Annotated in this window: 21 protein-coding genes; 10 read left to right on the top strand and 11 right to left on the bottom strand. The window is 73.5% G+C overall.

Features of this window, described 5'->3' with window-relative positions:
• Positions 1–301: 301 nt before the first annotated feature.
• On the bottom strand, positions 302–880 hold the full coding sequence (locus tag IN07_RS24560) for a LysM peptidoglycan-binding domain-containing protein (protein WP_081975207.1): 579 nt from the start codon (positions 878–880) through the stop codon (positions 302–304).
• A gap of 270 nt (positions 881–1,150) precedes the next feature.
• Between IN07_RS24560 and lexA the strand changes: the two genes are divergently transcribed.
• Positions 1,151–1,978, top strand: coding sequence for a transcriptional repressor LexA (gene lexA, locus IN07_RS05235; protein ID WP_036334091.1), 828 nt, complete (start codon positions 1,151–1,153; stop codon positions 1,976–1,978).
• Positions 1,979–2,005: 27 nt separating this feature from the next.
• Here the strand turns inward: lexA and IN07_RS05230 are convergent, their stop codons facing one another.
• From IN07_RS05230 to IN07_RS05215, 4 genes are all read right to left on the bottom strand, one after another.
• Entirely contained in the window at positions 2,006–3,073 is a 1,068-nt protein-coding gene (locus IN07_RS05230) for a hypothetical protein (RefSeq protein ID WP_231558006.1), read from the bottom strand.
• Positions 3,045–3,773, bottom strand: coding sequence for a phosphatase PAP2 family protein (locus tag IN07_RS05225; protein WP_231558005.1), 729 nt, complete (start codon positions 3,771–3,773; stop codon positions 3,045–3,047). The genes IN07_RS05230 and IN07_RS05225 overlap by 29 nt, the downstream gene beginning before the upstream one ends.
• A gap of 106 nt (positions 3,774–3,879) precedes the next feature.
• Complete coding sequence (hflX, locus tag IN07_RS05220; protein WP_036334090.1) at positions 3,880–5,376, bottom strand: GTPase HflX; 1,497 nt, start codon at positions 5,374–5,376, stop codon at positions 3,880–3,882.
• Positions 5,377–5,455: 79 nt separating this feature from the next.
• Positions 5,456–6,016, bottom strand: a complete 561-nt coding sequence (locus IN07_RS05215; protein WP_081975206.1) for an ArsR/SmtB family transcription factor — start codon at positions 6,014–6,016, stop codon at positions 5,456–5,458.
• A 70-nt stretch (positions 6,017–6,086) separates the two neighbouring features.
• Here IN07_RS05215 and IN07_RS05210 point away from each other — a divergent pair, with 70 nt between their 5' ends.
• Positions 6,087–7,400: an MFS transporter gene (locus IN07_RS05210; RefSeq protein WP_052090848.1), complete on the top strand. Its 1,314-nt coding sequence runs from the start codon at positions 6,087–6,089 to the stop codon at positions 7,398–7,400.
• A 72-nt stretch (positions 7,401–7,472) separates the two neighbouring features.
• Positions 7,473–7,673 carry a hypothetical protein gene (locus IN07_RS05205; RefSeq protein WP_036334088.1) on the top strand — a complete coding sequence of 67 codons (201 nt, stop codon included), beginning with the start codon at positions 7,473–7,475 and terminating at the stop codon, positions 7,671–7,673.
• A gap of 24 nt (positions 7,674–7,697) precedes the next feature.
• Here IN07_RS05205 and dapF read toward each other — a convergent pair whose 3' ends face one another.
• The 3 genes from dapF to IN07_RS05190 are packed head-to-tail and all read right to left on the bottom strand — an operon-like array spanning position 7,698 to position 10,221.
• Positions 7,698–8,585 carry a diaminopimelate epimerase gene (dapF, locus tag IN07_RS05200; protein ID WP_081975205.1) on the bottom strand — a complete coding sequence of 296 codons (888 nt, stop codon included), beginning with the start codon at positions 8,583–8,585 and terminating at the stop codon, positions 7,698–7,700.
• Positions 8,582–9,532 (bottom strand): tRNA (adenosine(37)-N6)-dimethylallyltransferase MiaA, encoded by a 951-nt coding sequence (gene miaA, locus IN07_RS05195; protein ID WP_231558004.1) that lies wholly within the window; start codon positions 9,530–9,532, stop codon positions 8,582–8,584. The genes dapF and miaA overlap by 4 nt, the downstream gene beginning before the upstream one ends.
• Complete coding sequence (locus IN07_RS05190) at positions 9,529–10,221, bottom strand: class III extradiol ring-cleavage dioxygenase family protein (protein ID WP_036334087.1); 693 nt, start codon at positions 10,219–10,221, stop codon at positions 9,529–9,531. Before IN07_RS05190 ends, miaA begins: the two co-directional genes overlap by 4 nt.
• A 40-nt stretch (positions 10,222–10,261) precedes the next feature.
• Between IN07_RS05190 and IN07_RS05185 the strand changes: the two genes are divergently transcribed.
• Both IN07_RS05185 and IN07_RS24555 read left to right on the top strand, forming a co-directional pair.
• A complete protein-coding gene (locus IN07_RS05185; RefSeq protein ID WP_036334086.1) occupies positions 10,262–11,935 on the top strand; it encodes a DUF349 domain-containing protein in 1,674 nt (557 codons plus the stop codon).
• A gap of 160 nt (positions 11,936–12,095) precedes the next feature.
• The gene (locus tag IN07_RS24555; protein ID WP_052090846.1) at positions 12,096–13,658 is read left to right on the top strand and encodes an alpha/beta hydrolase fold domain-containing protein; all 1,563 of its coding nucleotides are present in this window, start codon (positions 12,096–12,098) and stop codon (positions 13,656–13,658) included.
• Between the two features lie 104 nt (positions 13,659–13,762).
• Here IN07_RS24555 and miaB read toward each other — a convergent pair whose 3' ends face one another.
• Entirely contained in the window at positions 13,763–15,232 is a 1,470-nt protein-coding gene (gene miaB / locus IN07_RS05175; protein ID WP_081975209.1) for a tRNA (N6-isopentenyl adenosine(37)-C2)-methylthiotransferase MiaB, read from the bottom strand.
• 205 nt (positions 15,233–15,437) lie between these two features.
• On the opposite strand from miaB, the gene IN07_RS05170 reads away from it, so the two are divergent.
• The 5 genes from IN07_RS05170 to IN07_RS05150 all read left to right on the top strand — a co-directional run bounded on the left by IN07_RS05170 (position 15,438) and on the right by IN07_RS05150 (position 19,374).
• The gene (locus tag IN07_RS05170) at positions 15,438–16,157 is read left to right on the top strand and encodes an amino acid ABC transporter ATP-binding protein (RefSeq protein WP_197058363.1); all 720 of its coding nucleotides are present in this window, start codon (positions 15,438–15,440) and stop codon (positions 16,155–16,157) included.
• Positions 16,158–16,186: 29 nt separating this feature from the next.
• The gene (locus tag IN07_RS05165; protein ID WP_036334083.1) at positions 16,187–17,077 is read left to right on the top strand and encodes a glutamate ABC transporter substrate-binding protein; all 891 of its coding nucleotides are present in this window, start codon (positions 16,187–16,189) and stop codon (positions 17,075–17,077) included.
• Between the two features lie 84 nt (positions 17,078–17,161).
• Entirely contained in the window at positions 17,162–17,809 is a 648-nt protein-coding gene (locus IN07_RS05160; protein WP_036334129.1) for an amino acid ABC transporter permease, read from the top strand.
• Positions 17,806–18,687: an amino acid ABC transporter permease gene (locus tag IN07_RS05155; protein ID WP_036334082.1), complete on the top strand. Its 882-nt coding sequence runs from the start codon at positions 17,806–17,808 to the stop codon at positions 18,685–18,687. The genes IN07_RS05160 and IN07_RS05155 overlap by 4 nt, the downstream gene beginning before the upstream one ends.
• Before the next feature lie 276 nt (positions 18,688–18,963).
• Positions 18,964–19,374 (top strand): hypothetical protein, encoded by a 411-nt coding sequence (locus IN07_RS05150; protein ID WP_036334081.1) that lies wholly within the window; start codon positions 18,964–18,966, stop codon positions 19,372–19,374.
• A gap of 172 nt (positions 19,375–19,546) precedes the next feature.
• Here IN07_RS05150 and IN07_RS26200 read toward each other — a convergent pair whose 3' ends face one another.
• Complete coding sequence (locus IN07_RS26200; RefSeq protein WP_231558002.1) at positions 19,547–20,293, bottom strand: regulatory protein RecX; 747 nt, start codon at positions 20,291–20,293, stop codon at positions 19,547–19,549.
• Positions 20,294–20,544: 251 nt separating this feature from the next.
• Positions 20,545–21,582 (bottom strand): recombinase RecA, encoded by a 1,038-nt coding sequence (gene recA / locus IN07_RS05140; RefSeq protein WP_052090854.1) that lies wholly within the window; start codon positions 21,580–21,582, stop codon positions 20,545–20,547.
• Between the last annotated feature and the right edge of the window lie 16 nt (positions 21,583–21,598).

Raw genomic sequence — 21,598 nt, 5'->3', positions numbered from 1 at the left:
CTCGCCGCGGCGTCGTGACACCGTGACCGGGCCCTGACCCGATGGCCGTGCTGTGGACTGCGCCGGGGACATCCGGTGGATGCGCCGGGGACAACGTGTGGAACGGCTGTGGATGGCTTACAGCTCTGTAACTACTAGATGTTGTGGTGGAACCGTACGACCACCCCTACAGGTGTGCAAGCCCTGGCGAGCGTGTCGTCTTCCGCATCTGACCCGGGCGCCCCTCGGAGCCTCTCCCGCCACAACCACCGGGGCCTCTGACGGGCCCTTCGCACCGAGGCGTGCCCCAGTGCGCCGCCGGTCAGGGCAGCTCGAGCACCTGGCCGGGCACGAGGTCGACGTCGGAGAGCCCGTTCACGTCGAGGAGCGCGTCGACGACGGCACGCCGGTCCTCCTCCGGGGCGATCTCGCCGGCGATCGACCACAGGGTGTCCCCGGACTGGACGACGACCGTCGTCGAGCCGGCCAGCTCGAGGCCGCCGCCGGGGCCGCCGGACTCGACGGCGAACGTCACCGCGGCGACGGACACCCCGAAGGCGACGGACAGCCCGGCGACCACTCGCCGCCCGCGCCGGGTCAGCCGCAACGGCGCCTGCGCACCGGGGGCGACGGCACCGCCGACCGCTCCCGTGCGCCTCGCGCAGCCCGCGCCGCCCACCCCAGCCCCGCCCGCGACGCCGACCAGTCGACCAGGGCGCACGTCGGGCTGCCCGGCGCCTCGCCGGCCCGCCGCCGGACGAGCCGCCCGGGGCAGGGGTGCAGGCCGACCGTGCACCACGGACCGGGGCGAGCGCGCCACCTGACGCGCCCCCGGGAACGGGAGCACGACCGCCATCGAGGCCGGGGCGGCCACGGGGAGCTCGAGCTGCGGACTGGCCATCGGGGTGCTCCAGAGGTCTCGCGGGTACCGGGTGGTCGAACAGGCGTTCGAACGGAACGTCTGGGCGATGTCTACCGCACGCCACCGACAGGAACACGCCGACACGGCGACTTCTTCGAACACCTGTTTGAACGGAGCGGCCGGAGGCGATACGGTTCCGAGGCGATCGAGGACGGCGTCCGCGGTCCCGGCTCGCCGTGGCGACACGGCCGTCGGTACGGCAGGGCGCCACCGGGGACTGCTGCCGAGGCAGCCGGACGAGGAGGACACATGGCGGTCGACGGCCCGAAGGCGCGCGGCGGCAAGAGCCCTTCGCGGCGTGGAGCGTCCGGCACGGCATCAGCCGACGGCGCAGCGCCCACCGCTGCGGCGGGAGCGGGTGCGGCGGTGCGGGAGTTCCCCGACCGGGCCGCCGACGGCGACGGCCTGACCCAGCGGCAGCGCCGGGTGCTCGAGGTCATCCGTGACTCGATCGAGCGTCGCGGCTACCCGCCCTCGGTCCGCGAGATCGGCGAGGCGGTCGGCCTCTCCTCCGCCTCGTCCGTGGCCCACCAGTTGTCGGTGCTGCAGCGCAAGGGCTGGCTGCGCCGTGACCCGAACCGGCCGCGCGCACTCGACGTGCGCCTCCCCGGCGACGGCACCGCGACGACGACGAACGAGACCGCGGCCGAGGCACTGGCCGGGTCCGGCGCAGCCAGTGGCGTCGACGACGCCTCCGCCCCCCGACCCACGTACGTACCCCTCGTCGGCCGGATCGCCGCCGGTGGTCCGGTGCTGGCCGAGCAGGCGGTCGAAGACGTCTTCCCCCTCCCCCGCGAGCTGGTCGGCGAGGGCACCCTGTTCATGCTGAAGGTCGCGGGCGACTCGATGGTCGACGCGGCGATCTGCGACGGCGACTGGGTCGTCGTCCGGCAGCAGCCGACCGCGGAGAACGGCGAGATCGTCGCCGCGATGATCGACGGCGAGGCGACGGTGAAGACCTACAAGCGGCGCGACGGGCACGTGTGGCTGATGCCACATAACGCCGCGTACGAGCCCATCCCGGGCGACGACGCGACGGTCCTCGGCCGGGTCGTCACCGTGCTCCGCCGGGTCTGACCTCGGGCAGCGGCGCCGGGCTCGTGCTCAGGCCGGGCGCCGCCGGAGCTTGCCGCCGACCCACACGAGCACGGTGGCCACGGCCGCGGCGACGAGACCGGCGGTCAGCGGCTCGACCCCACCGGCGGTCGCCAGCGACCCGGCGGCAGCCTCGGTGGGCTCCGCCGGGGCCGCCCCCGTCAGGTCACCGGTGGCCGACACCTGGGTGACCACCGCAGGGAGCCCCTCGCCGGCGACGAGCAGGTCCCGGTCGTTCGCCGCGAAGGCGATGGCCTCACCCTGCGGAGCCTCCGGCAACGGCACCCGCACCGGGGGCCCGGCCAACGCACCGGCGACGTCCGAGCCGCTCAGCGGCCAGACATAGGCGTCGGTGTAGGTCCGCAGGGCGATCCGCGAGCCGTCCGCGGACACGGCGCCACCGGTGACCAGCAACTGGCCGGCCCGACCCACCGGGCCGCCCGGGGTGCCGGTCAACGTGAACCCGAGCGCCGCCACCTTGCTCATCGGCACGGTGGCTCCGTCGGCGAGGGGCGCATCGGGGCGGTACACGGAGCTCGCGCCCAGCACCTCCTTGGTCACCAGGTACGGGGTGCCGTCGGGCGCGAGCAGGAGCGCCTCCGCGTCGTGCGCACCGTCGGGGTAGGTGAGCCTGGTCAGCACGGTGGTCCCGTCGGGGCGCAGACCGATCAGCGCCACCGTCTCCCGGCTCTGCGCGTTGTCCCCGATGTCGGCGAGCCAGATGGTCCCGTCAGCGGCGAGGGCGAGGTCCTCGGGGTCGTACGGGTCGACCTCCGCCGTGCGCACCTCCCCCACCGCACAGGCCCCGTCGAGCACCAGCACCTCGGCGCGGTCGCCGCCGTCGTTCATCGCGAGCATCGACTCCCCGGCGCTGGCCAGGCCGGAGAGCTCCGGGAGCCGCGGGTCGGTGATCTCGCACCGGGTGGTCGGCTCGCCGTACGGGGCGGCCACGTCGTCGGCGGCCGCCGACCCGGTGGGCAGCAGCGCGACCAGCAGGCCGACGGGCGCACAGAGGACCGCGCCGGCCGTCCTGCGGCGGGGGGCGCGGCTACGCCTGGGGTCGGCCGACTCTGGCACGAACCCAGCGTGACATCGCGACAGCGTCGAGTGCGTGAACCACGCCCAACAGCAGCAGTCCGACCGAGAGCCCGACCACCGCATCGGTGACCCAGTGGAAGTCCAGGGCCACCATGGCCACACCCGTCGCCACCGGCCCCAGCACGCCGAGCAGCCAGGTGGCCCGCTGCACGCCCGCGGGCAGGCCGAACTCGACGGCCTGCCACCGGGCCACCCCCCACATGAGGACGGCGTTCGCCACGTGCCCCGAGGGGTAGCTGGCCCCGTCCGCGTGGAAGAACGACCCGGGGAAGGCCGGGGCCGTGCGACCGGTGCCCCACTTGAACGCGTAGACCACGGTGGTGAGCAGGGCCAACGCGACGACCACGCGGACGAGCGGCACCAGCGTCCGCTGGCGCACGGCCAGCCAACCGACCAGCCCGGCCAGCACGACCAGGATCGTCACCCGCCCGCCGATCTGGGTGACGACCCAGATCGGCCAGTAGGCCCACGAGTCCCGCAGCGCCCACACACTGGTCACCTCGGAGACCCGCAGGTCCATCCGTTCCAGCCACCCGCGGCTGAGCAGGTTGACGGTGACCCCGACGGTGACGAGGGCGGCGAGGAGGAGCAGCCACCACGGCGGCCGACCCACCCCCACCACCGGTGCGACCGGTCGATCGGCAGCGGTCGCCGTCCGGTCCACCGATCCCCTGGTCACCGCGTCACGGTACCGGGGCCGTGACCTGCTCGTGATCCGCCGGGCTGTCCGCTGGCCCCGCTGCAGGAGCCCGGCACGAGCGTGCGAGCGGCAGCGGGGCCCTCGGTCAGTCCTCGGTGGCCGGCGCGGCGAAACCGTCGAGCTGGGCCGCCAGGCCGGCGTCGACGCGCGCGGTCAGCCGGGTCCCGGCGGCCTCGTGCGCCTCCTCGACGACCTCGCCGTCCCGGTGCACCCGGGCGACCAGGTCACCCCGGTCGTAGGGCACGAGCACCTCGACGTCGATGTGCGGGTGCGGGAGCCGCTGGGCGATCACGTCGCGCAGCGCCTCGATGCCCTCGCCCGTCCGGGCTGAGACCCACATCGCCCCGGGGAGCGCCTGGCGCAGCGCCAGCATGTCCTCCTCGGTCATGGCGTCGACCTTGTTCACGACGATCAGCTCCGGGACGGCGGACGCGTCGATCTCGTTGAGCACCGTGTGCACGGCGTCGATCTGCCCCAGCGGGTCGGAGTCGGAACCGTCGACGACGTGCACGAGCAGGTCGGCGTCGGCCACCTCCTCCAGCGTGGAGCGGAACGCGTCGACCAACTGGTGCGGCAGGTGGCGCACGAAGCCGACGGTGTCGGTCATCGTGTACTCGCGCCCCTCGGGCGTCTGCGCGCGGCGGACCGTCGGGTCCAGGGTGGCGAACAGTGCGTCCTGGACCAGCACGCCGGCCCCGGTGAGCTGGTTGAGCAGGCTGGACTTGCCGGCGTTCGTGTAGCCGGCGATCGCGACGCTCGGCGTCGCGTTGCGGTCGCGGGAATTGCGCTGCGTCGTCCGGGCGGTCGCCATGCCGGCGATCTCCTTGCGGAGCTTGCTCACCCGAGAGCGGATCCGGCGCCGGTCGGTCTCGATCTTCGTCTCACCCGGGCCACGGGTGCCGATGCCGCCACCGCCGGCGACCCGGCCACCGGCCTGCCGGCTCAGCGACTCACCCCAGCCACGCAGCCGGGGCAGCATGTACTGCATCTGGGCCAGCTCGACCTGGGCCTTGCCCTCTCGGCTGGTGGCGTGCTGGGCGAAGATGTCCAGGATCAGGGCGGTCCGGTCGACCACCTTGACCTTGAGCACCTTCTCCAGCTGGTTGAGCTGGCCGGGGGCCAGCTCCCCGTCGCAGATCACGGTGTCCGCGCCGGTGGCGGCGACGACCTCGCGCAGCTCGGCGGCCTTGCCCGAGCCGACGTAGGTGGCCGGGTCCGGCTTGTCCCGGCGCTGCATCAGCGCGTCGAGCACCTGGGAACCGGCGGTCTCGGCGAGCGCGGCGAGCTCGGTCAGCGAGCGCTGCGCGTCCGCCGCCGTCCCCTCGGTCCAGACGCCGACCAGGACGACCCGCTCGAGGCGGAGCTGCCGGTACTCGACCTCGGTGACGTCGGTGAGCTCGGTGCCGAGGCCCGCGACCCGACGCAGTGCGCCGCGCTCCTCCTTGACGTAGGAGCCGGTGGTCTCGTCATCGGCGTCCCACTGACCGGCCGGTGCCGGCTTGGTGTCGGGCATGCTGGCGCGCGCCTTGTCGGCCCGGGCCTCTGCCTGGTCGAGGATCGCGCGGTTCTGGGCTGTCGTCATCGTCTCCAGCGTGGCACGCCCCTGCTCGTGGGGCGACCGACTTGTCACATCACTTGTTGTCATCGCCCGGTACAACACCTCAGGCCTCCGGATGCATCCCGAGGTACAGCGACCAGCGCTCCGCGTCCGGGTCCGCCGGTCGGGTGGCGTACTCGTCCAGCAACCCGTACAGCCGCTCCCGGAACTCCGCCAGCTCCGGTGGGCCCAGCCGCAGACCCAGCCGGCTGCTGGACAGCCGCTTCTCCCCCACTGCGGCGACCTCGGCCAGGAAGGCCGCCAGCAGCGGGTCCCGCGCCGGGGCCGGCCGGCCCTCGAGGTCCATCAGCCAGCTCTTCCCGGTCGCCCGGTAGGGCACCTCCCGGGCGCCCCGCGCGCCCCGCCGCGCGCTCTCGGCGACCAGGAAGCCGGTGTCGACGAGGGTGCGGACGTGGTGCAGCACGGTGGCCGGATTGCGGCCCAGCCGGGCGGCGAGCTCCTTGTTGGTCAGCGCCTCGTCCAGGCACAGCCGCAGGATCCGCAGCCGGACGGCGGAGGCCAGGGCGCGCGCCTCGGCGTCGGTGGCCGGTCGGCGTTCCCCGGCGAACCGCCGCGCCCCCGCACCGGCCACCGCCTCGCCCGCACCGGCCTCCGGCTCGTCCATCCCGGCAGCGTAGGACGTCGACACGGCTCAGTGATTGACTTCCCCCGATCAGTGGCGGGAGGCTGCGCCGGTGACCCGCGACCGGAGCCTGCTGCGGCACCACGACTTCCGTCAGCTGTGGGCCGCGGAGACGGTCAGTCAAGTGGGCACCCAGGTGACCCTGCTGGCCCTGCCGGTGCTGGCGGTCTCGCTGCTGGAGGCGACGCCGCTGGAGATGGGCGTCCTGACCGCCCTGGAGACCGCCGCCTTCCTGCTCATCGGGCTCCCGGCCGGTGCCTGGGTCGACCGCTGGCGGCGCCGTCGGGTGCTGGTCACCGCCGACCTGGTGCGGGCGGCGGTGCTGGCGACCCTGCCGGTCGCGTACCTCCTCGACGTCCTCACCCTCGGGCAGCTGTTCGTCGTCGCGGCGGCGACCGGCACGGCGACCGTCTTCTTCGACGTCGCCTACCAGAGCTACCTGCCCGCCCTGGTCGACCGCGACCAGCTGGTCGACGGCAACGGCAAGCTGGAGGCCAGCCGGGCCGTCGCCCAGGTCGCCGGGCCCGGCATCACCGGCGTGCTGCTCCGGGTGCTCAGCGCGCCGATGGTCATCGCCCTGGACGCGGCGTCCTTCCTGCTCTCCGCGTTCTTCCTCAGCCGGGTCGAGCGCCCGGACGCCGTCCCCGACCGGGCCGGCCGGCGGCCGCTGCGCACCGAGATCGCCGAGGGGCTGTCCTTCGTCGTCCGCCAGCCGCTGCTCCGCCGGATCGTCGCCTGCACCGGCACGTCGAACCTGTTCTCCACGATCACCACGACCCTGCTGGTGCTCTACGCGCTGCGCCGGCTCGAGCTGTCCGAGAGCGTGCTGGGTCTCGTCTTCTCCGCCGGCGCCGTGGGCGGCCTGGTCGGCGCGGCGACGGCCGCGCGCTTCGCCCGCACCGTCGGCGAGGGCCGGGCGATCCCGCTGGCGGTCATGGTGATGGTGCCGTTCACCGCGCTCACGCCGCTGGCCGCCACCGGCGCCCCGCTGATCCTGCTGCCCCTCGGCCAGTTCGGCTTCAGCTGGGCGGTGGTGGTCTACAACATCACCCAGGTCAGCTTCCGGCAGCGACTGTGCCCGCCCGCCCTGCTGGGCCGGATGAACGCCTCGGTGCGCTTCCTGGTCTTCGGCACCATGCCGCTGGGCGGGCTGCTCGGCGGCGTCCTGGGCACCTGGCTCGGCGTGCTGCCGACGCTGTGGATCGCTGCGGCCGGTCAGCTGCTCGCGGCCGGCTGGGTGGTGGCGAGCCCCCTGCTGCGGATGCGCGACCTGCCCGACGGCCCGGACGCCCCGGCCGGCGGGGTGACGACGGTGCCGGAGGCGCGGGCGCCGACCGCCGGCAACGACCCGGAGCGGTCCGGCTGAGCAGCCGACGGGTTGGCCGGCCGGGCGACGGGTAGGGCGGCGGGGCACGGTCCACCGCTCGAGAGGACGACGATGACCAGCCCTGACGAGGAGCTCGACGACCCAGGCCGCGACCCCGCCGGCCTCGACCCGCCGCGCAACGTCTTCGGTGGCGCGGACCAGGACACCGGCCGCGGGGAGCCCCGCGGCACCGGGAACGTCGGGCCGGGCGACAAGCCCGAGGCGCCCACCGACGACCCGGAGACGCGGGCCGACGAGCCCGACCGCCCCTGAACTGCGGCCGCGCAGCCAGGACCCTCAGCCGGCGAGCCACCCCCGGCTGAGGGTCCCGGTGGCGACGACGACGGCCGGGCCGGAGAGCACCGTCGTCGTCCCGTCGAACTGCACCGACAGCCGGCCGCCCGGCACGTCGACGAGGACCGTCCCGGTGTCCCGTCCGCCGGCGTCCAGCGCGGCGAACGCCGCAGCGCAGGCGCCGGTGCCACAGGAGCGGGTCTCCCCCACGCCGCGCTCGTGGACCCGGAGCCGCACGTGCGCGCAGGCGCCCTCCGGCGGGAGCACGTTCACCAGCTCGACGTTGACCCCCTCGGGGAACATCGCGTCGTTGACCTCTGGCAGCACCGAGAGGTCCAGGGTGTCGACCTCGACGTCGGTCAGGCAGACCAGGTGCGGGTTGCCCATCGACACCCCGAGCCCCGGGTGGGCGACGCCGGCGACCCGCGCCTCGCTCCGGCCCAGCGGGACCGCCGGACCCATGTCGACCCAGTAACCGCCATCGGGCCGGGCGCCCACCCGACGGGGCCCGCCCCGGGTGCCGACCAGGACGCCGGCCTCGGCCACCGCCCGGTCCAGCAGCCCCTCGGCCAGCAGCACGTGCAGGAAGAGCCGGATGCCGTTGCCGCACATCTCCGCGTACGAGCCGTCGGCGTTGCGGTGGTCCATGAACCACTCGCAGTCGGCCAGCGCCGCGCCGAGCACGCCGGGGGCGTCGGGCACGTGCCGGCTCCGGACCACCCGCAGCACGCCGTCCCCGCCCAGACCCGCGCGGCGGTCGCAGAGCCGGCGCACCAGGTCGGCGTCCAGGCGCCCCTCCGGCCACACGTCCCCGTCGGGGTCGGGCAGGACGACGAAGTCGTTCTCGGTGCCGTGGCCGAGGAGGACCCGTGGGCCGGAGCTGTCGATCACCGGTCGATCGTACGGTCGGTGACCAGGGCGAGGACGACGTCGAGCAGGTCCGGCCGGGCCGCGTCGAACCAGACCGTGCCGGCGTCGCGGCGGAACCAGGACCGCTGCCGGCGGACGAACCGTCGGGTGGTGGTGACCGTCCGCTCGCGCGCCTCCTGTGCGGTGAGCACCCCGTCGAACTGCTGGAGCACCTGTGCGTACCCCAGGGCGCGGGACGCGGTCGGCCCGTCGCGCAACCCGTCGTCGGCGAGCGCAGCGACCTCCTCGACGAAGCCGGCGGCCCACATCGCGTCGACCCGGCGGGCCACCCGGTCGTCCAGCTCGTCGGGCGCCCGGTCCAGGCCGACCGTGATCGCCGGGTAGTGCAGTCGCGGGGCGGGCAGCGTCGCGGTGAACGGCTGCCCGGTGAGCTCGATCACCTCCAGTGCCCGGACCACCCGCCGGCTGTTGCTGGGCAGGATCGCGGTCGCGGCGGCCGGGTCCAGCGCCGCCAGCCGGGCGTGCAGCACCGCCGCGCCCTGGGCCTCCAGCTCGCCGGTCAGCCGGGCCCGCACCACCGGGTCGGTGCCGGGGAAGTCCAGCTCGTCCAGCACCGCGCGCACGTACAGCCCGGAGCCCCCGACCAGCAGCGGGACGACGCCCGCGGCGCGGAGCCGGTCGACCTCGGCGCGGGCGCGCTGCCGGTACTCGGCCACCGAGGCCGGCTCCCGCACGTGCCACAGGTCCAGCAGGTGGTGCGGCACGCCGTCGCGTTCGGCCTCGGTCGGCTTGGCGGTGCCGATGTCCATCCCCCGGTAGAGCTGCATGGAGTCGGCGTTGACCACCTCACCCCCGCCGCCGGACCGGGCCAGCCGGTGCGCCAGCGCGACGGCCAGCGCGGTCTTGCCGGTGGCGGTCGGCCCGACGACGGCGATGACCGGCGGCCTGCCGTCGTCCACGGCGCTCACCGGGCCTGCCAGGTGGCGACGGGATAGCCGACGCCGAACGGGGCGTCGTCGTGGTGCAGCTCGGCGGTGACGACGCGTCCGGTCAGCGCAGCGCCGACCGCCCGCCACACCGGGGTCCCGGCGGCGAGCAGTCGCCGTGCCGCGGCGGGGTCCAGGGCGGCCAGGGCGGTGGTGTCCCCGGTCCGCAGCGCAGCGGCGACCGCGGCGTCGAACGGGCCGGCAGCGGCGTCGAACGCACCGGGTGCCTTCTCGGTGCGCCGGGCCGACCCGTCCCCCATCGCGAGCACCCCCACGGCACCGGGCAGGTCCGCCAGCGCAGCGGCGAGGTCGGCCGGCCCCACCCCGAGCCGGCCGCCGGTGTGCCCTGCGCGGTCCAGCAGCCAGGCGGCCACCAGGTGCGGCAGCGGGACGCGGTGCCCGCCGGGGCGCACCCGGCCGGCGAACGGGACCTCCAGGTCGATGCCGAACCCACGCAGGTCACCGGCGTCCCCGGGACCGAACCGGAGGCCGTCGGCGCCCTCCCCCACGACCACCACCACCTCCGGCTGGTGCTCCAGGACGGTCTGCACGGCGGTGGAGACGGCGGCGCGCAACACCGACAGCGCGTAGCTCGGGGCACCGGCGACCGCGGTGAGCAACAGCGGTGACTGCGGACAGAAGGCCACGGTCACCGGAGGAGGAGGTCTCACGCCAGGGAGTGTCGCGGATGCATCGTGGGAGACTGCTCACGTGTCGAGCACGGAGAACACCGGAGACCGGACCCAGCAGGCCACCGCCGCCCCCGAGGAGCGCCCTGAGGATGCGGTCGTCGAGGTGACGTCGGCCGACGAGGGGCCACTGGCCGCGACCCCGGGCGCCGCCGTCCCGGCGGACGCGCAGCCCGACGGCAGCGGCCCCGTCGTCGACGGACCCGGAGCTGCAGAGCCCCCGGCTCCGCAGCCCGATGACACCGCCTCCGCGGCCGTCACCCCCGAGGCGGGCACCCCGGCCGCCGCCGCCCCGGCCGATGCCGCGGTCGCCGACCCGACCACCGACGTCGCCACTGCCGACGTCCCCACCGACCTCGCCGCCACCGACGCACCGACCGGCGACGACTCTGCGGCCACCCCCCGGCCGACCCCGTCCCCCGCGCCGTCCAGCACCACCAGCAGCCCGGCGCCCGCCGACGTCCCGACCGTGGTCCCGGCCATGCCCGCCTCCGACCCGTCCGCCTGGGGCCGGGTCGACGAGGAGGGCACGGTCTACGTGCGCACCGCCACCGGCGAGCGCACCGTCGGCTCCTGGCAGGCCGGCGCGCCGGCCGAGGGCCTGGCCCACTACGGCCGCCGCTTCGACGACCTGGCCACCGAGGTCACCCTGCTCGAGGCGCGGCTGGCCGCGCACACCGGCAACCCGGGCGAGATCCGCACCAAGGCCCAGGAGCTCGCCGACTCCATCCCGCTCGCCCAGGCGGTCGGCGACCTCGACAGCCTCTCCGCCCGCGCCCGGGCGATGGTCAGCATGGCCGACACCGCCGTCGCGGCGAACCGCGCCGAGAAGGCGGCACAGCGAGCCGTGCAGGTCCAGCGCAAGGAGGCGCTCGCCGCCGAGGCGGAGCAGATCGCCGCGGACTCCACGCAGTGGAAGGCCGCCGGTGACCGGCTCAAGGCGATCGTCGAGGAGTGGAAGACGATCAAGGGCATCGACCGCAAGACCGACGAGGCGCTGTGGCAGCGCTTCGCGGCCGCGCGGGACGCCTTCGGCCGCCGCCGTGGCGCCCACTTCGCCGAGCTGGACAAGCAGCGGGGTGAGTCGCGGGCGGCCAAGAGCGAGCTGATCGCCGAGGCCGAGCGGCTGTCCACCTCCACCGAGTGGGGCCCCACCAGCGCGGCGATGCGCGGGCTGATGGACCGCTGGAAGGCGGTGCCGCGGGTCGGCCGGGACACCGACGACGACCTGTGGAAGAAGTTCCGCGCCGCCCAGGACGTGTTCTTCGCCGCCCGCACCGCCAACGACCAGGCGCGCAGCAGTGACGAGCTGGCCAACCAGAAGGCCAAGGAGGAGCTGCTCGCCGAGGCGGAGAAGCTCGACCCGGCCAACAAGGGCAACCAGAACGCACTGCGCAAGATCCAGGAGCGCTACGACGCCATCGGGCACGTGCCCCGCGGCGCCATGCGCGACCTCGAGGACCGGATGCGCACCGTCGAGGAGAAGTTCCGCGGCGCGAGCGAGTTCGCCCGCCCCCGGGTCCAGCCGGAGAACCCGCTGCTGACCTCGATGCGGGCGGCGGTGACCAAGGCCGAGGACCAGCTGGCCAAGGCGCAGGCCGCCGGCAACGCCAAGCGGATCGGCGAGGCCGAGGCCAACCTGGCCACCCGCCGCGAGTGGCTGGCCGAGGCCGAGAAGTCCGCCGGCCGCCGCTGAGCCACCGGGGAACGCACCATCGAGGGCCCGTCCGTCACCGGACGGGCCCTCGACGTTCTCCCGGCCGCCGATCGTGTACCAGCGGGGCCCGCGGGTAGGTGGTGGAGAGCCGAGGCCGGCGTCCGACTCGTCGGCACCCCCACCTCGTGAGGAGGCCCGCGTGGCCTTGTCCTACCGCACCCAGCCCGGCGACATCGACCACCTGATCGCCGACGACCACGCGGTCGTCGAGCGGCAGTTCCAGCACCTGGAGGCCGGCCGCGGCAACCGCCGGGTGCTGGTCGACCAGATCTCCTTCGAACTGGCCGCGCACGCCTTCTCCGAGGAGGTCGTGCTGTACCCGATCTGGCCGGAGATCGGGATGACCGACGAGCACGACGACGCCGAGCACGAGCACCAGCAGATCAAGGAACTCCTGGTCACCCTCGGGCGCACCGAGCCGGGCCAGCCGGAGTTCGAGCAGGCGCTCACCGACCTGATGGAGGTCGTCCGGCACCACGTCCACGACGAGGAGGACGAGGAGCTGCCGGAGTTCCGGGCCAAGGCCGGGCCGCAGCGGATGGCCGAGCTCGGGGAGCAGTTCCTCACCAACAAGCGGATGGCGCCCACCCGGCCGCATCCGCACGCCCCCGCCGAGGGGATCGCGGAGAAGATCGCCGGGATGCTGGCCAAGCCGCTGGACCACGTCCGCGACGTGCTGTCCGGCCGGCAGAAGGAGCTGGTCACCGACGCCAGTGGCCTGCTCGACCCGCAGGCGCAGGCGATCGTCGACGCGCACTCGTCCCTCGGCCCGCTGCCGTTCGAGATCCTCACGCCCGGCGAGGCCCGCAAGCAGCCCGGCCCGGACGCCGCCGTCCGGAAGGTGATGGCCGACCGCGGGATCGAGGGCCCGGAGCCGGTCGGTTCGGTGGAGGACCTGAGGATCCCGGACGGCGCCGGCGGCGAGCAGACCCTGCGGGTCTACACCCCGAGCGACCCGGGGGTCGGCCCGGTGCCGATCATCATGTGGCTGCACGGCGGCGGCTGGGTGCTGTTCGACATCGACACCTACGACGCATCGTGCCGCGGGCTGTCGAACAAGACGAACGCGATCATCGTCTCGCCTGACTACCGCCGGGCACCGGAGGCGGTCTTCCCGGCGTCGCACGACGACGTCCTGACCGCGTGGACCTGGGTGCGGGAGAACGCCCAGCAGCTGGGTGGGGACCCGACCCGGATGGCCATCGGCGGTGAGTCCGTCGGCGGCACCATGGCTGCGGCCACCTCGCTCACCCTGGCCGCCAACGACCAGCCCGTGCCGCTGGCCCAGGTCTGCGTCTACCCGCTGACCACGGCCGAGCAGTTCGGCGAGTCGATGACCGACGCCGCCGACGCCCGTCCACTGGACCGCCCACTGCTGTCCTGGATGGCGATGCACGCCTTCCAGGGCACGCCGGAGGCGGCGACCGACCCACGCATCGCACTGCTGGACTGGACCCCCGCGCAGCGGGCCAGCATGCCGCCCACCCTGGTCGTCACCGCCGAGCGGGACGTGCTGCGCAGCCAGGGGCAGCAGTTCGCCCAGGACCTGGAGTCCGCGGGGGTGTCCACCACGCACCGGCACGTCGAGGGCGTGATGCACGAGTTCTTCGGCGCCGCCGCCGTGCTCGACAAGGCCGAGCGGGCGCAGCGCGACGCCGCCGAGCACTTCACCCGGGCGTTCAACAGCTCTCACCGAGCCTGAGGAAGGACTCCGTCCTCCTCATCCCCCGGACGCTCGGGATCAGCCTCTCAAGGGGGGCCCAGCGTGGGCCCGTCACCCCGGTGGGTGGCGGGCCCTCGCTGTCGTCAGGCCGGGGCGCAGGCGGGCGCGGGGTCCGGCACGACGGGGGGCAGGCCGATCTGCGGCATGCCGAGCAGCACGCCCGGGGTGGTCGGGCGGGTGCCGGCCTCGCTGGCGTCCCCGGCCCGGGTGCGCCGGTGGGAGACCAGCTCGCCGTCGGCGACCAGGAAGTGCGGCTTCGCAGCGGTCACGACCGTCTCCACGACATCCCCGGCCCGGACGCCGTCGAGGGCGGTGAAGTGCACCAGCCGGCCGTCACGGGCCCGACCGGAGAGCCGGCCGCGGGCGGCGTCCTTGCTCCCCTCGCCTGCCGCGACCAGCAGCTCGACCGGCCGGCCGACGAGCGCCCGGTTCTCGGCCCAGCTGATCTCCTCCTGCAGGGCGGTCAGTCGCAGGTAGCGCTCCTGGACGACCTCCTTGGGCAGCTGCCCGTCCATCTCCGCGGCCGGGGTGCCCGGCCGCTTGGAGTACTGGAAGGTGAAGGCGCTGGAGAAGCGGGCCTGCCGGACGACGTCGAGGGTCTGCTGGAAGTCCGCCTCGGTCTCACCCGGGAAGCCGACGATGATGTCCGTGGTGATCGCGGCGTCGGGCATCGCGGCCCGCACCCGGTCGATGATCCCGAGGTAGCGGTCCTGCCGGTAGCCGCGGCGCATCCGGCGCAGCACGTCGTCCGACCCGCTCTGCAGCGGCATGTGCAGCTGGTGGCAGACCACCGGCGTCTCGGCCATCGCGGCGATGACGTCGTCGGTGAACTCCCGCGGGTGCGGGCTGGTGAAGCGGACCCGCTCCAGGCCCTCGATCCGCCCCGTCGCGCGCAGCAGGTCGGCGAAGGCGCCGCGCTCGCGGAACTCGACACCGTAGGCGTTCACGTTCTGCCCGAGCAGGGTCACCTCGAGCACGCCCTGGTCGACCAGGGCCTGCACCTCGGCCAGGATCTCGCCCGGACGGCGGTCCTTCTCCTTGCCGCGCAGCGCCGGGACGATGCAGAACGTGCAGGTGTTGTTGCACCCGACGCTGATCGACACCCAGCCGGAGTACGCGGAGTCCCGCTTGGCCGGCAGGGTGGAGGGGAAGACCTCCAGCGACTCGACGATCTCCACCTGCGCCTCGGCGTTGTGCCGCGCCCGCTCCAGCAGCACCGGCAGCGAGCCGACGTTGTGGGTGCCGAAGACGACGTCGACCCAGGGCGCGCGCTTGACGATCTCGCCGCGGTCCTTCTGCGCCAGGCAGCCGCCGACGGCGATCTGCATGCCGGGGCGGGCGTCCTTGACCGGGCGCAGGTGCCCGAGGTTGCCGTAGAGCCGGTTGTCGGCGTTCTCCCGGACGGCGCAGGTGTTGAGGACGACGACGTCTGCGTCGGTGCCGTCGGGGGCTGCCGTGTACCCGGCCGACTCGAGCAGGCCGGAGAGGCGCTCGGAGTCGTGCACGTTCATCTGACAGCCGTAGGTGCGCACGAGGTAGGTCTTGCCGTTCACCACCGGGATCGTACGGGGACGGGCGCCGTACCCGGTGCACGGCGACGACTCCGGTTGGTGACCGGCCGGACCCCGACCGGGTGAACTGCGGGCTCCTCCGGAGCTTCGTTACAGCTTCGTGATGCCTTCGCGACGTTCCTGGGGTGCGAGCCACCTAGGGTCACCCGCTGTGACCGAACGCCCGACCGGAGACCCTCTCGTCCGCATGTCCGGCGTCGACAAGTGGTTCGGCGAACTGCACGTCCTGCAGGACATCGACCTGACGGTCGACCGCGGCGAGGTGGTCGTCGTCATCGGACCGTCGGGTTCGGGCAAGTCGACGCTGTGCCGCACGATCAACCGCCTCGAGTCGATCGAGAACGGTGAGATCACCATCGACGGCGAGCGCCTGCCCGAGGAGGGCAAGGAGCTGGCCCGGCTGCGCGCCGACGTCGGCATGGTGTTCCAGAGCTTCAACCTCTTCGCCCACAAGACGGTGCTGGAGAACGTGACGCTGGGGCCGATCAAGGTCCGCAAGCAGTCCAAGGCCGACGCCGAGAAGCGGGCCCGTGAGCTGCTCGACCGGGTCGGCGTCGGGGCCCAGGCCGACAAGGTGCCCGCTCAGCTCTCCGGCGGCCAGCAGCAGCGCGTGGCGATCGCCCGGGCGCTGGCGATGGACCCGAAGGTCATGCTCTTCGACGAGCCGACCTCGGCCCTGGACCCGGAGATGATCAACGAGGTCCTCGAGGTGATGGTCGGGCTCGCCCAGGACGGGATGACCATGATCGTGGTCACCCACGAGATGGGCTTCGCCCGCCGGGCGGCCAACCGCGTCGTCTTCATGGACGGCGGCCGCATCGTCGAGTCCGCGACCCCGGAGGAGTTCTTCACCAACCCGAGCTCCGACCGGGCCAAGGACTTCCTCTCCAAGATCTTGAACCACTGACCACCCGCACATCCACGAGAGGACCCTCCATGCGCATCACCCGCTACGCCGCCGCGATCGCGGCCACCGGCGTCGTCCTGGCCGGTTGTTCCAGCGACGCCGGCGAGACCACCGAGGACGCCGCCGGTGGCGGCGCCGAGGTCGCCGAGGACGTCTCCTTCGACGAGGGCACGACGATGGCCGAGCTCGCGGAGTCCGGGACGATCACCGTCGGCACGAAGTTCGACCAGCCCGGGTTCGGCCTGGCCGGGCCCGACGGCGTCCCCGAGGGCTTCGACGTCGAGATCGCCGAGCTGATCGCCGCCGAGCTGGGCATCGCCACCGACGACATCGAGTGGGTGGAGACGGTCTCGGCCAACCGTGAGTCGTTCATCCAGAACGGCGATGTCGACATGGTCGTGGCCACCTACACGATCAACGACGCGCGCAAGGAGCTCATCGACTTCGCCGGCCCGTACTACGAGGCCGGCCAGGACATCATGGTCGCCGCCGGCAACCCGCTCGGCATCGAGGGCCCGGACGACCTCGCCGGACAGAACGTGTGCTCGGTCGAGGGCTCGACGCCCGCGGAGGAGATCCGCACCAACTACCCCGAGGCGACGCTGACGCTGTTCGACGTGTACTCCAAGTGCGCCGACGCGCTGCGCAACGGCCAGGTCGACGCGGTCACCACTGACAACGTCATCCTCACCGGCCTGGTCGCCGGCGCGCCCGACGAGTTCGAGCTGGTGGGCAACCCGTTCACCGAGGAGCCCTACGGCATCGGCATCACCAAGGGCGACGACGAGTTCCGCAGCTTCATCAACGACACCCTCGAGGCGTCCTTCGAGGACGGCTCGTGGGCCGAGGCCTGGGACCGCACCGCCGGCGCCATCACCGGCACGGACGCTCCCGAGCCGCCCTCGGTCGACCGTTACTGACCCTGTTGACCCCGGCGAGGCGCCGGCGGCGGGTCCACCCCGCTCGCCGGCGCCTCGCCGCCGCTCGCCCTGAGAGGAGGCGTGGTGCAGTTCCTGATCGACAACTTCGACCTGTTCTGGGACGCCTTCCTCACGACGCTGAGCCTGTCCTTGCTCGCCTGCCTGGTGGCCCTGGTCCTCGGCACGGTGCTGGCCGCGATGCGGGTCAGCCCGATCGCTCCGCTGCGCGGACTGGCCACGTTCTACGTGGAGACCTTCCGGAACACCCCGCTCACGGTGGTCTTCTTCTTCATGATCTTCGGGCTGCCGCAGATCGACTTCGTGATCGACTTCTTCACGGGTGCGGTGCTCTCGGTCGGCCTCTACACCGCTGCCTTCGTCTGCGAGGCGCTGCGCTCGGGGATCAACTCCGTCTCGCCCGGCCAGGCCGAGGCGGCCCGCGCCCTGGGCCTGACCTTCGGTCAGTCACTGCGCGAGGTGGTCCTCCCCCAGGCGTTCCGCACCGTCGTCCCGCCGTTGGGCAACGTGCTGATCGCGATGGTGAAGAACACCTCGATCGCGGCCGGCTTCTCGGTGAGCGAACTGAGCTCCCTGCTCCCACGGCTGGTCAACGCCAGCGCCGGTGACCTGACTGCCATCCTCGTCGGGGTCGTGGTGGGCTACATGCTGATCACGCTGCCGTCGGCGCTGGCCGTGCACCGCATCGAACGACGGGTGGCGATCCTCCGATGACCACACCAGTGCTCTTCGACGTCCAGGGGCCCCGTGCCCGCGCCCGCGCACGGGTCGGCAGCGCGATCGGTGCAGTGCTCGTCCTCGCGATCATCGGCTTCGTGCTGCTCCGGCTGGGTGGGAACGGCCAGCTGGAGCCCGAGCGCTGGGCGATCCTGTTCGACCCCGCCAGCGGGGTCCCGCAAGCGCTGGGCCGCGCCCTGGTGCGCACCCTGCAGGTCGCGGCGGTCGCCATGGTCCTCGCCACGCTGCTGGGGCTGCTGCTGGCGGTGGGGCGGTTGTCCGACCACCGCTTCATCCGCGTCCCGGTGTCCGCGGTCATCGAGTTCTTCCGTGCGATCCCGCTGCTGGTCGTGATCTTCGCGCTGTACTTCGTCCTCCCGAAGTACGGCGTGCGGCTGAGCACGTTCACCGCACTGACCGGCGGCCTCGTCCTCTACAACATGGCCGTGCTGGCCGAGATCTTCCGCGCCGGCATCCTGTCCATCGACAGAGGCCAGCACGAGGCCGGGTTCGGCCTCGGGCTGCGCAAGTCGCAGGTCATGACACTGATCCTGTTGCCGCAGGCGACCCGGCGGATGCTCCCCGTGCTGGTCGCCCAGCTCGTGGTGCTGCTGAAGGACACGTCGCTGGGCTTCATCATCAGCTACCTGGAGCTGCTCCGGCAGGCGCGCGGGCTCGTGGAGTACTTCAACTCCCTCTTCGGCGACCGGTACACCTTCCAGCTCTACGTGGCGGCCGGCCTGATCTACATCCTGATCAACGTGCTGCTCTCCATGCTGGCCCGGTACACCGAGCGCCGTACCAACCGCGCCGGCCGCAAGGCGGTGACCGCTGCGCCTGCCGACCAGATGGGCGGCGGAGGCGGCGCGGCCTGAGCTAGGCGGCTCGACGAGGGACCGCGCAGCCCGCTGGTCCGCACTCGGCCCCGGCGTCCACCCTGGACGCCGGGGCCGAGTGCTGAGGACACCCGCAGCAGCCGGCCCGCGTGCGCCTGGGACCTCGGCCCTGTGGGGCGAGTGGGAACCCGCCCGCTCCAGGCCGTCACATCCGCCCCAGCACCCCCGGCTGCCGGGCCGACTGCCGGAGTCCGGGGCGCGACTTGGCACTTTCAGCCGGTGACGGTGCCGTTGCTCCCTGCCGAGAGTGGAGGTGTGACCTCGACTGCCGCCGCTCCGCGCCACATGCACCTGGAACTCGACGAGGACGACGACCTGGCCACCACCACCCAGATCTTCGTGAGCAAGCTGCGTGCCAGCGCCCGCCGGTTCGCCGCCGCCTCCGGAGCGGACTCGGCGATCGTCCGAGAGGCCGTGCCCCCGGCCCGGCACCGTCGCTCGCGCTGCCGGGTGGTGCTGCTGTACGCCGGTGGCCAGGAGTCCGACGTGACCTTCCTGGGGCCGTCCAGCTCGGTGGCGGGCAAGGAGGTCACCATGTCCCAGTTCGACACCGCGATCGAGCTGTGGCTGCGGGCCGGGCAGGAGCGCAGCCGGCGTTGGCTGATGCCGGACGAGGAGGCCGCCGACGGCGTGGCCATCGACATCTCCGCCTGGTTGAACCGCTGAGCGGCCGCCCGGGCCGCTGATCGTCGTCCCGCCTGCCCGCGGGTCGCCGACCGGTCCACCCTGCCCCCGGCGGGACCAAGGGTCGGATAACGCAGATCAGCCGATGCGAGACTTCTCGCATCGGCTGATCGGCGTTCTCCGAGAGCGGGCGGGTGAGCACCTCGCCCAGTGCTCAGGGCAGGTCGTCGACCGACACAGAGCCCGGTGACGGCCGCAACCGGCCGATCGGCCGGGCGAGCCCCTCCCCCACCTCACCGCCCATGTCCGCCTCGCCACCGGCGGCGCGAGCGCGGGCAGCAGCACGGGCCGCCGAGCGCTCGCGTGACCACGGCACCGGTGCGACGAGCTCCGGGTCCGGATCACTGGACGCCTCGATGAGCGGGGACTGGTCTCCCGGCCCAGCAGGCCCAGCAGCCGCTGTACTGGCCGAGCCGTCGGCGAACTCGTCGTCGTCGCGGCCGTCGAGGGCCTCGCGCACCACGTAGCCGGCCAGCCCGCCGCCGTAGCCCTTGCGGGCCAGCATGCCGATCAGGCGCCGCTCCGCGGTGACCCGGTCGAGCCGGCGCATCGAGGGGAGCTTCCGCTCGACCAGCCGCCGGGCGGAGTCCCACTCGTCCTGCGGGTCGACCTCCGCGACGGCAGCCGCAGCCACCTCCCCATCGACCCCCTTGGCCCGCAGCTCTGCGCTGAGCGCCCGCCGGGCCAGCCCACGACCGGACTGCCGGGTGGAGACCCAGGCGGCTGCGAAGGCGGCGTCGTCGATGAGCCCGACCTCGGTGAACCGGTCGAGCACCGCGGCCGCGGCCTCGTCCGGCACGTCCTTCTTGGCCAGCAGATCGGCCAGTTGCTTACGGGTCTTGGGCGTGCCGGTCAGCGCCCGCAGGCAGATCCCCCGGGCGACCGCCTCGGGGTCCTCCATCTCGGCCGGGTCACCGGACTCGTCCGGGTCGGCAGCGCGGCGACTCCACTGGGGCCCCGAACTGCGACCGCTGCGCTCCCGACGCCCGCCCGACCCGGTCGGATCGGACGAGTCGGGACCGCGGCGGGCACTGCTGGCCCCGGGGCGCCGCCGACCGGACCGGCGACCACTGTCACCGGCCGGCACGACGTCGTCCCCGGAGCCCTCACTGCCCGGCCCGCCGTCGAACGGTGCGTCCGACACCGGCGGGGTCAGAAGTCAGCCGATGCGGCCGCCGGGGCCTCGGCCGCCGCCACGACCCCGATGCCGAGCTTCTCCTTGATCTTCCGCTCGATCTCGTCGGCGAGGTCGGGGTTGTCCCGCAGGAAGTTGCGGGCGTTCTCCTTGCCCTGGCCGAGCTGGTCGCCCTCGTAGGTGTACCAAGCGCCGGACTTGCGGACGAAGCCCTGCTCCACACCCATGTCGATGAGCCCCCCCTCGCGGCTGAAGCCCTGACCCCAGATGAGGTCGAGCTCGGCCTGCTTGAACGGAGCGGCCACCTTGTTCTTGACGACCTTGACCCGCACCCGGCTGCCGACCGCGTCGGTGCCCTGCTTCAGGGTCTCGATCCGGCGGATGTCGAGCCGCACCGAGGCGTAGAACTTCAGCGCACGACCACCGGTGGTGACCTCCGGGGAGCCGTAGACCACGCCGACCTTCTCGCGCAGCTGGTTGATGAAGATGCAGGTCGTGCCGGAGTTGCTGAGCGCACCGGTGATCTTGCGCAGCGCCTGGCTCATCAGTCGGGCCTGCAGACCGACGTGACTGTCGCCCATCTCGCCCTCGATCTCGGCGCGGGGCACCAGAGCCGCCACCGAGTCGACGACGATGAGGTCGAGCGCACCGGAACGGATCAGCATGTCGGCGATCTCCAGCGCCTGCTCACCGGTGTCGGGCTGGCTGATCAGCAGTGCGTCGGTGTCGACCCCGATCGCCCGGGCGTAGTCCGGGTCGAGGGCGTGCTCGGCGTCGATGAAGGCGACGATGCCGCCGGCCGCCTGGGCGTTGGCCACCGCGTGCAGGGCGACCGTCGTCTTGCCGGAGGCCTCGGGGCCGTACACCTCGACGACGCGGCCACGGGGCAGGCCGCCGACGCCGAGGGCGATGTCGAGGGCGACGGAGCCGGTCGGGATGACCTTCATGGCGACCTCGGGCGAGTCGCCCAGGCGCATGACGGAGCCCTTGCCGAACTGCTTGTCGATCTGGGCGAGGGCCATGTCGAGGGCCTTGTCGCGGTCGAGCGTTGCCATGGTGGCCACCTTCGGA

The sequence above is a fragment of the Modestobacter caceresii genome (genome assembly GCF_000761485.1).
Classification (GTDB): Bacteria; Actinomycetota; Actinomycetes; order Mycobacteriales; family Geodermatophilaceae; genus Modestobacter; species Modestobacter caceresii.
Note: the sequence above shows the minus strand (reverse complement) of the source record. Positions and strands in the feature narration are given on the sequence as shown.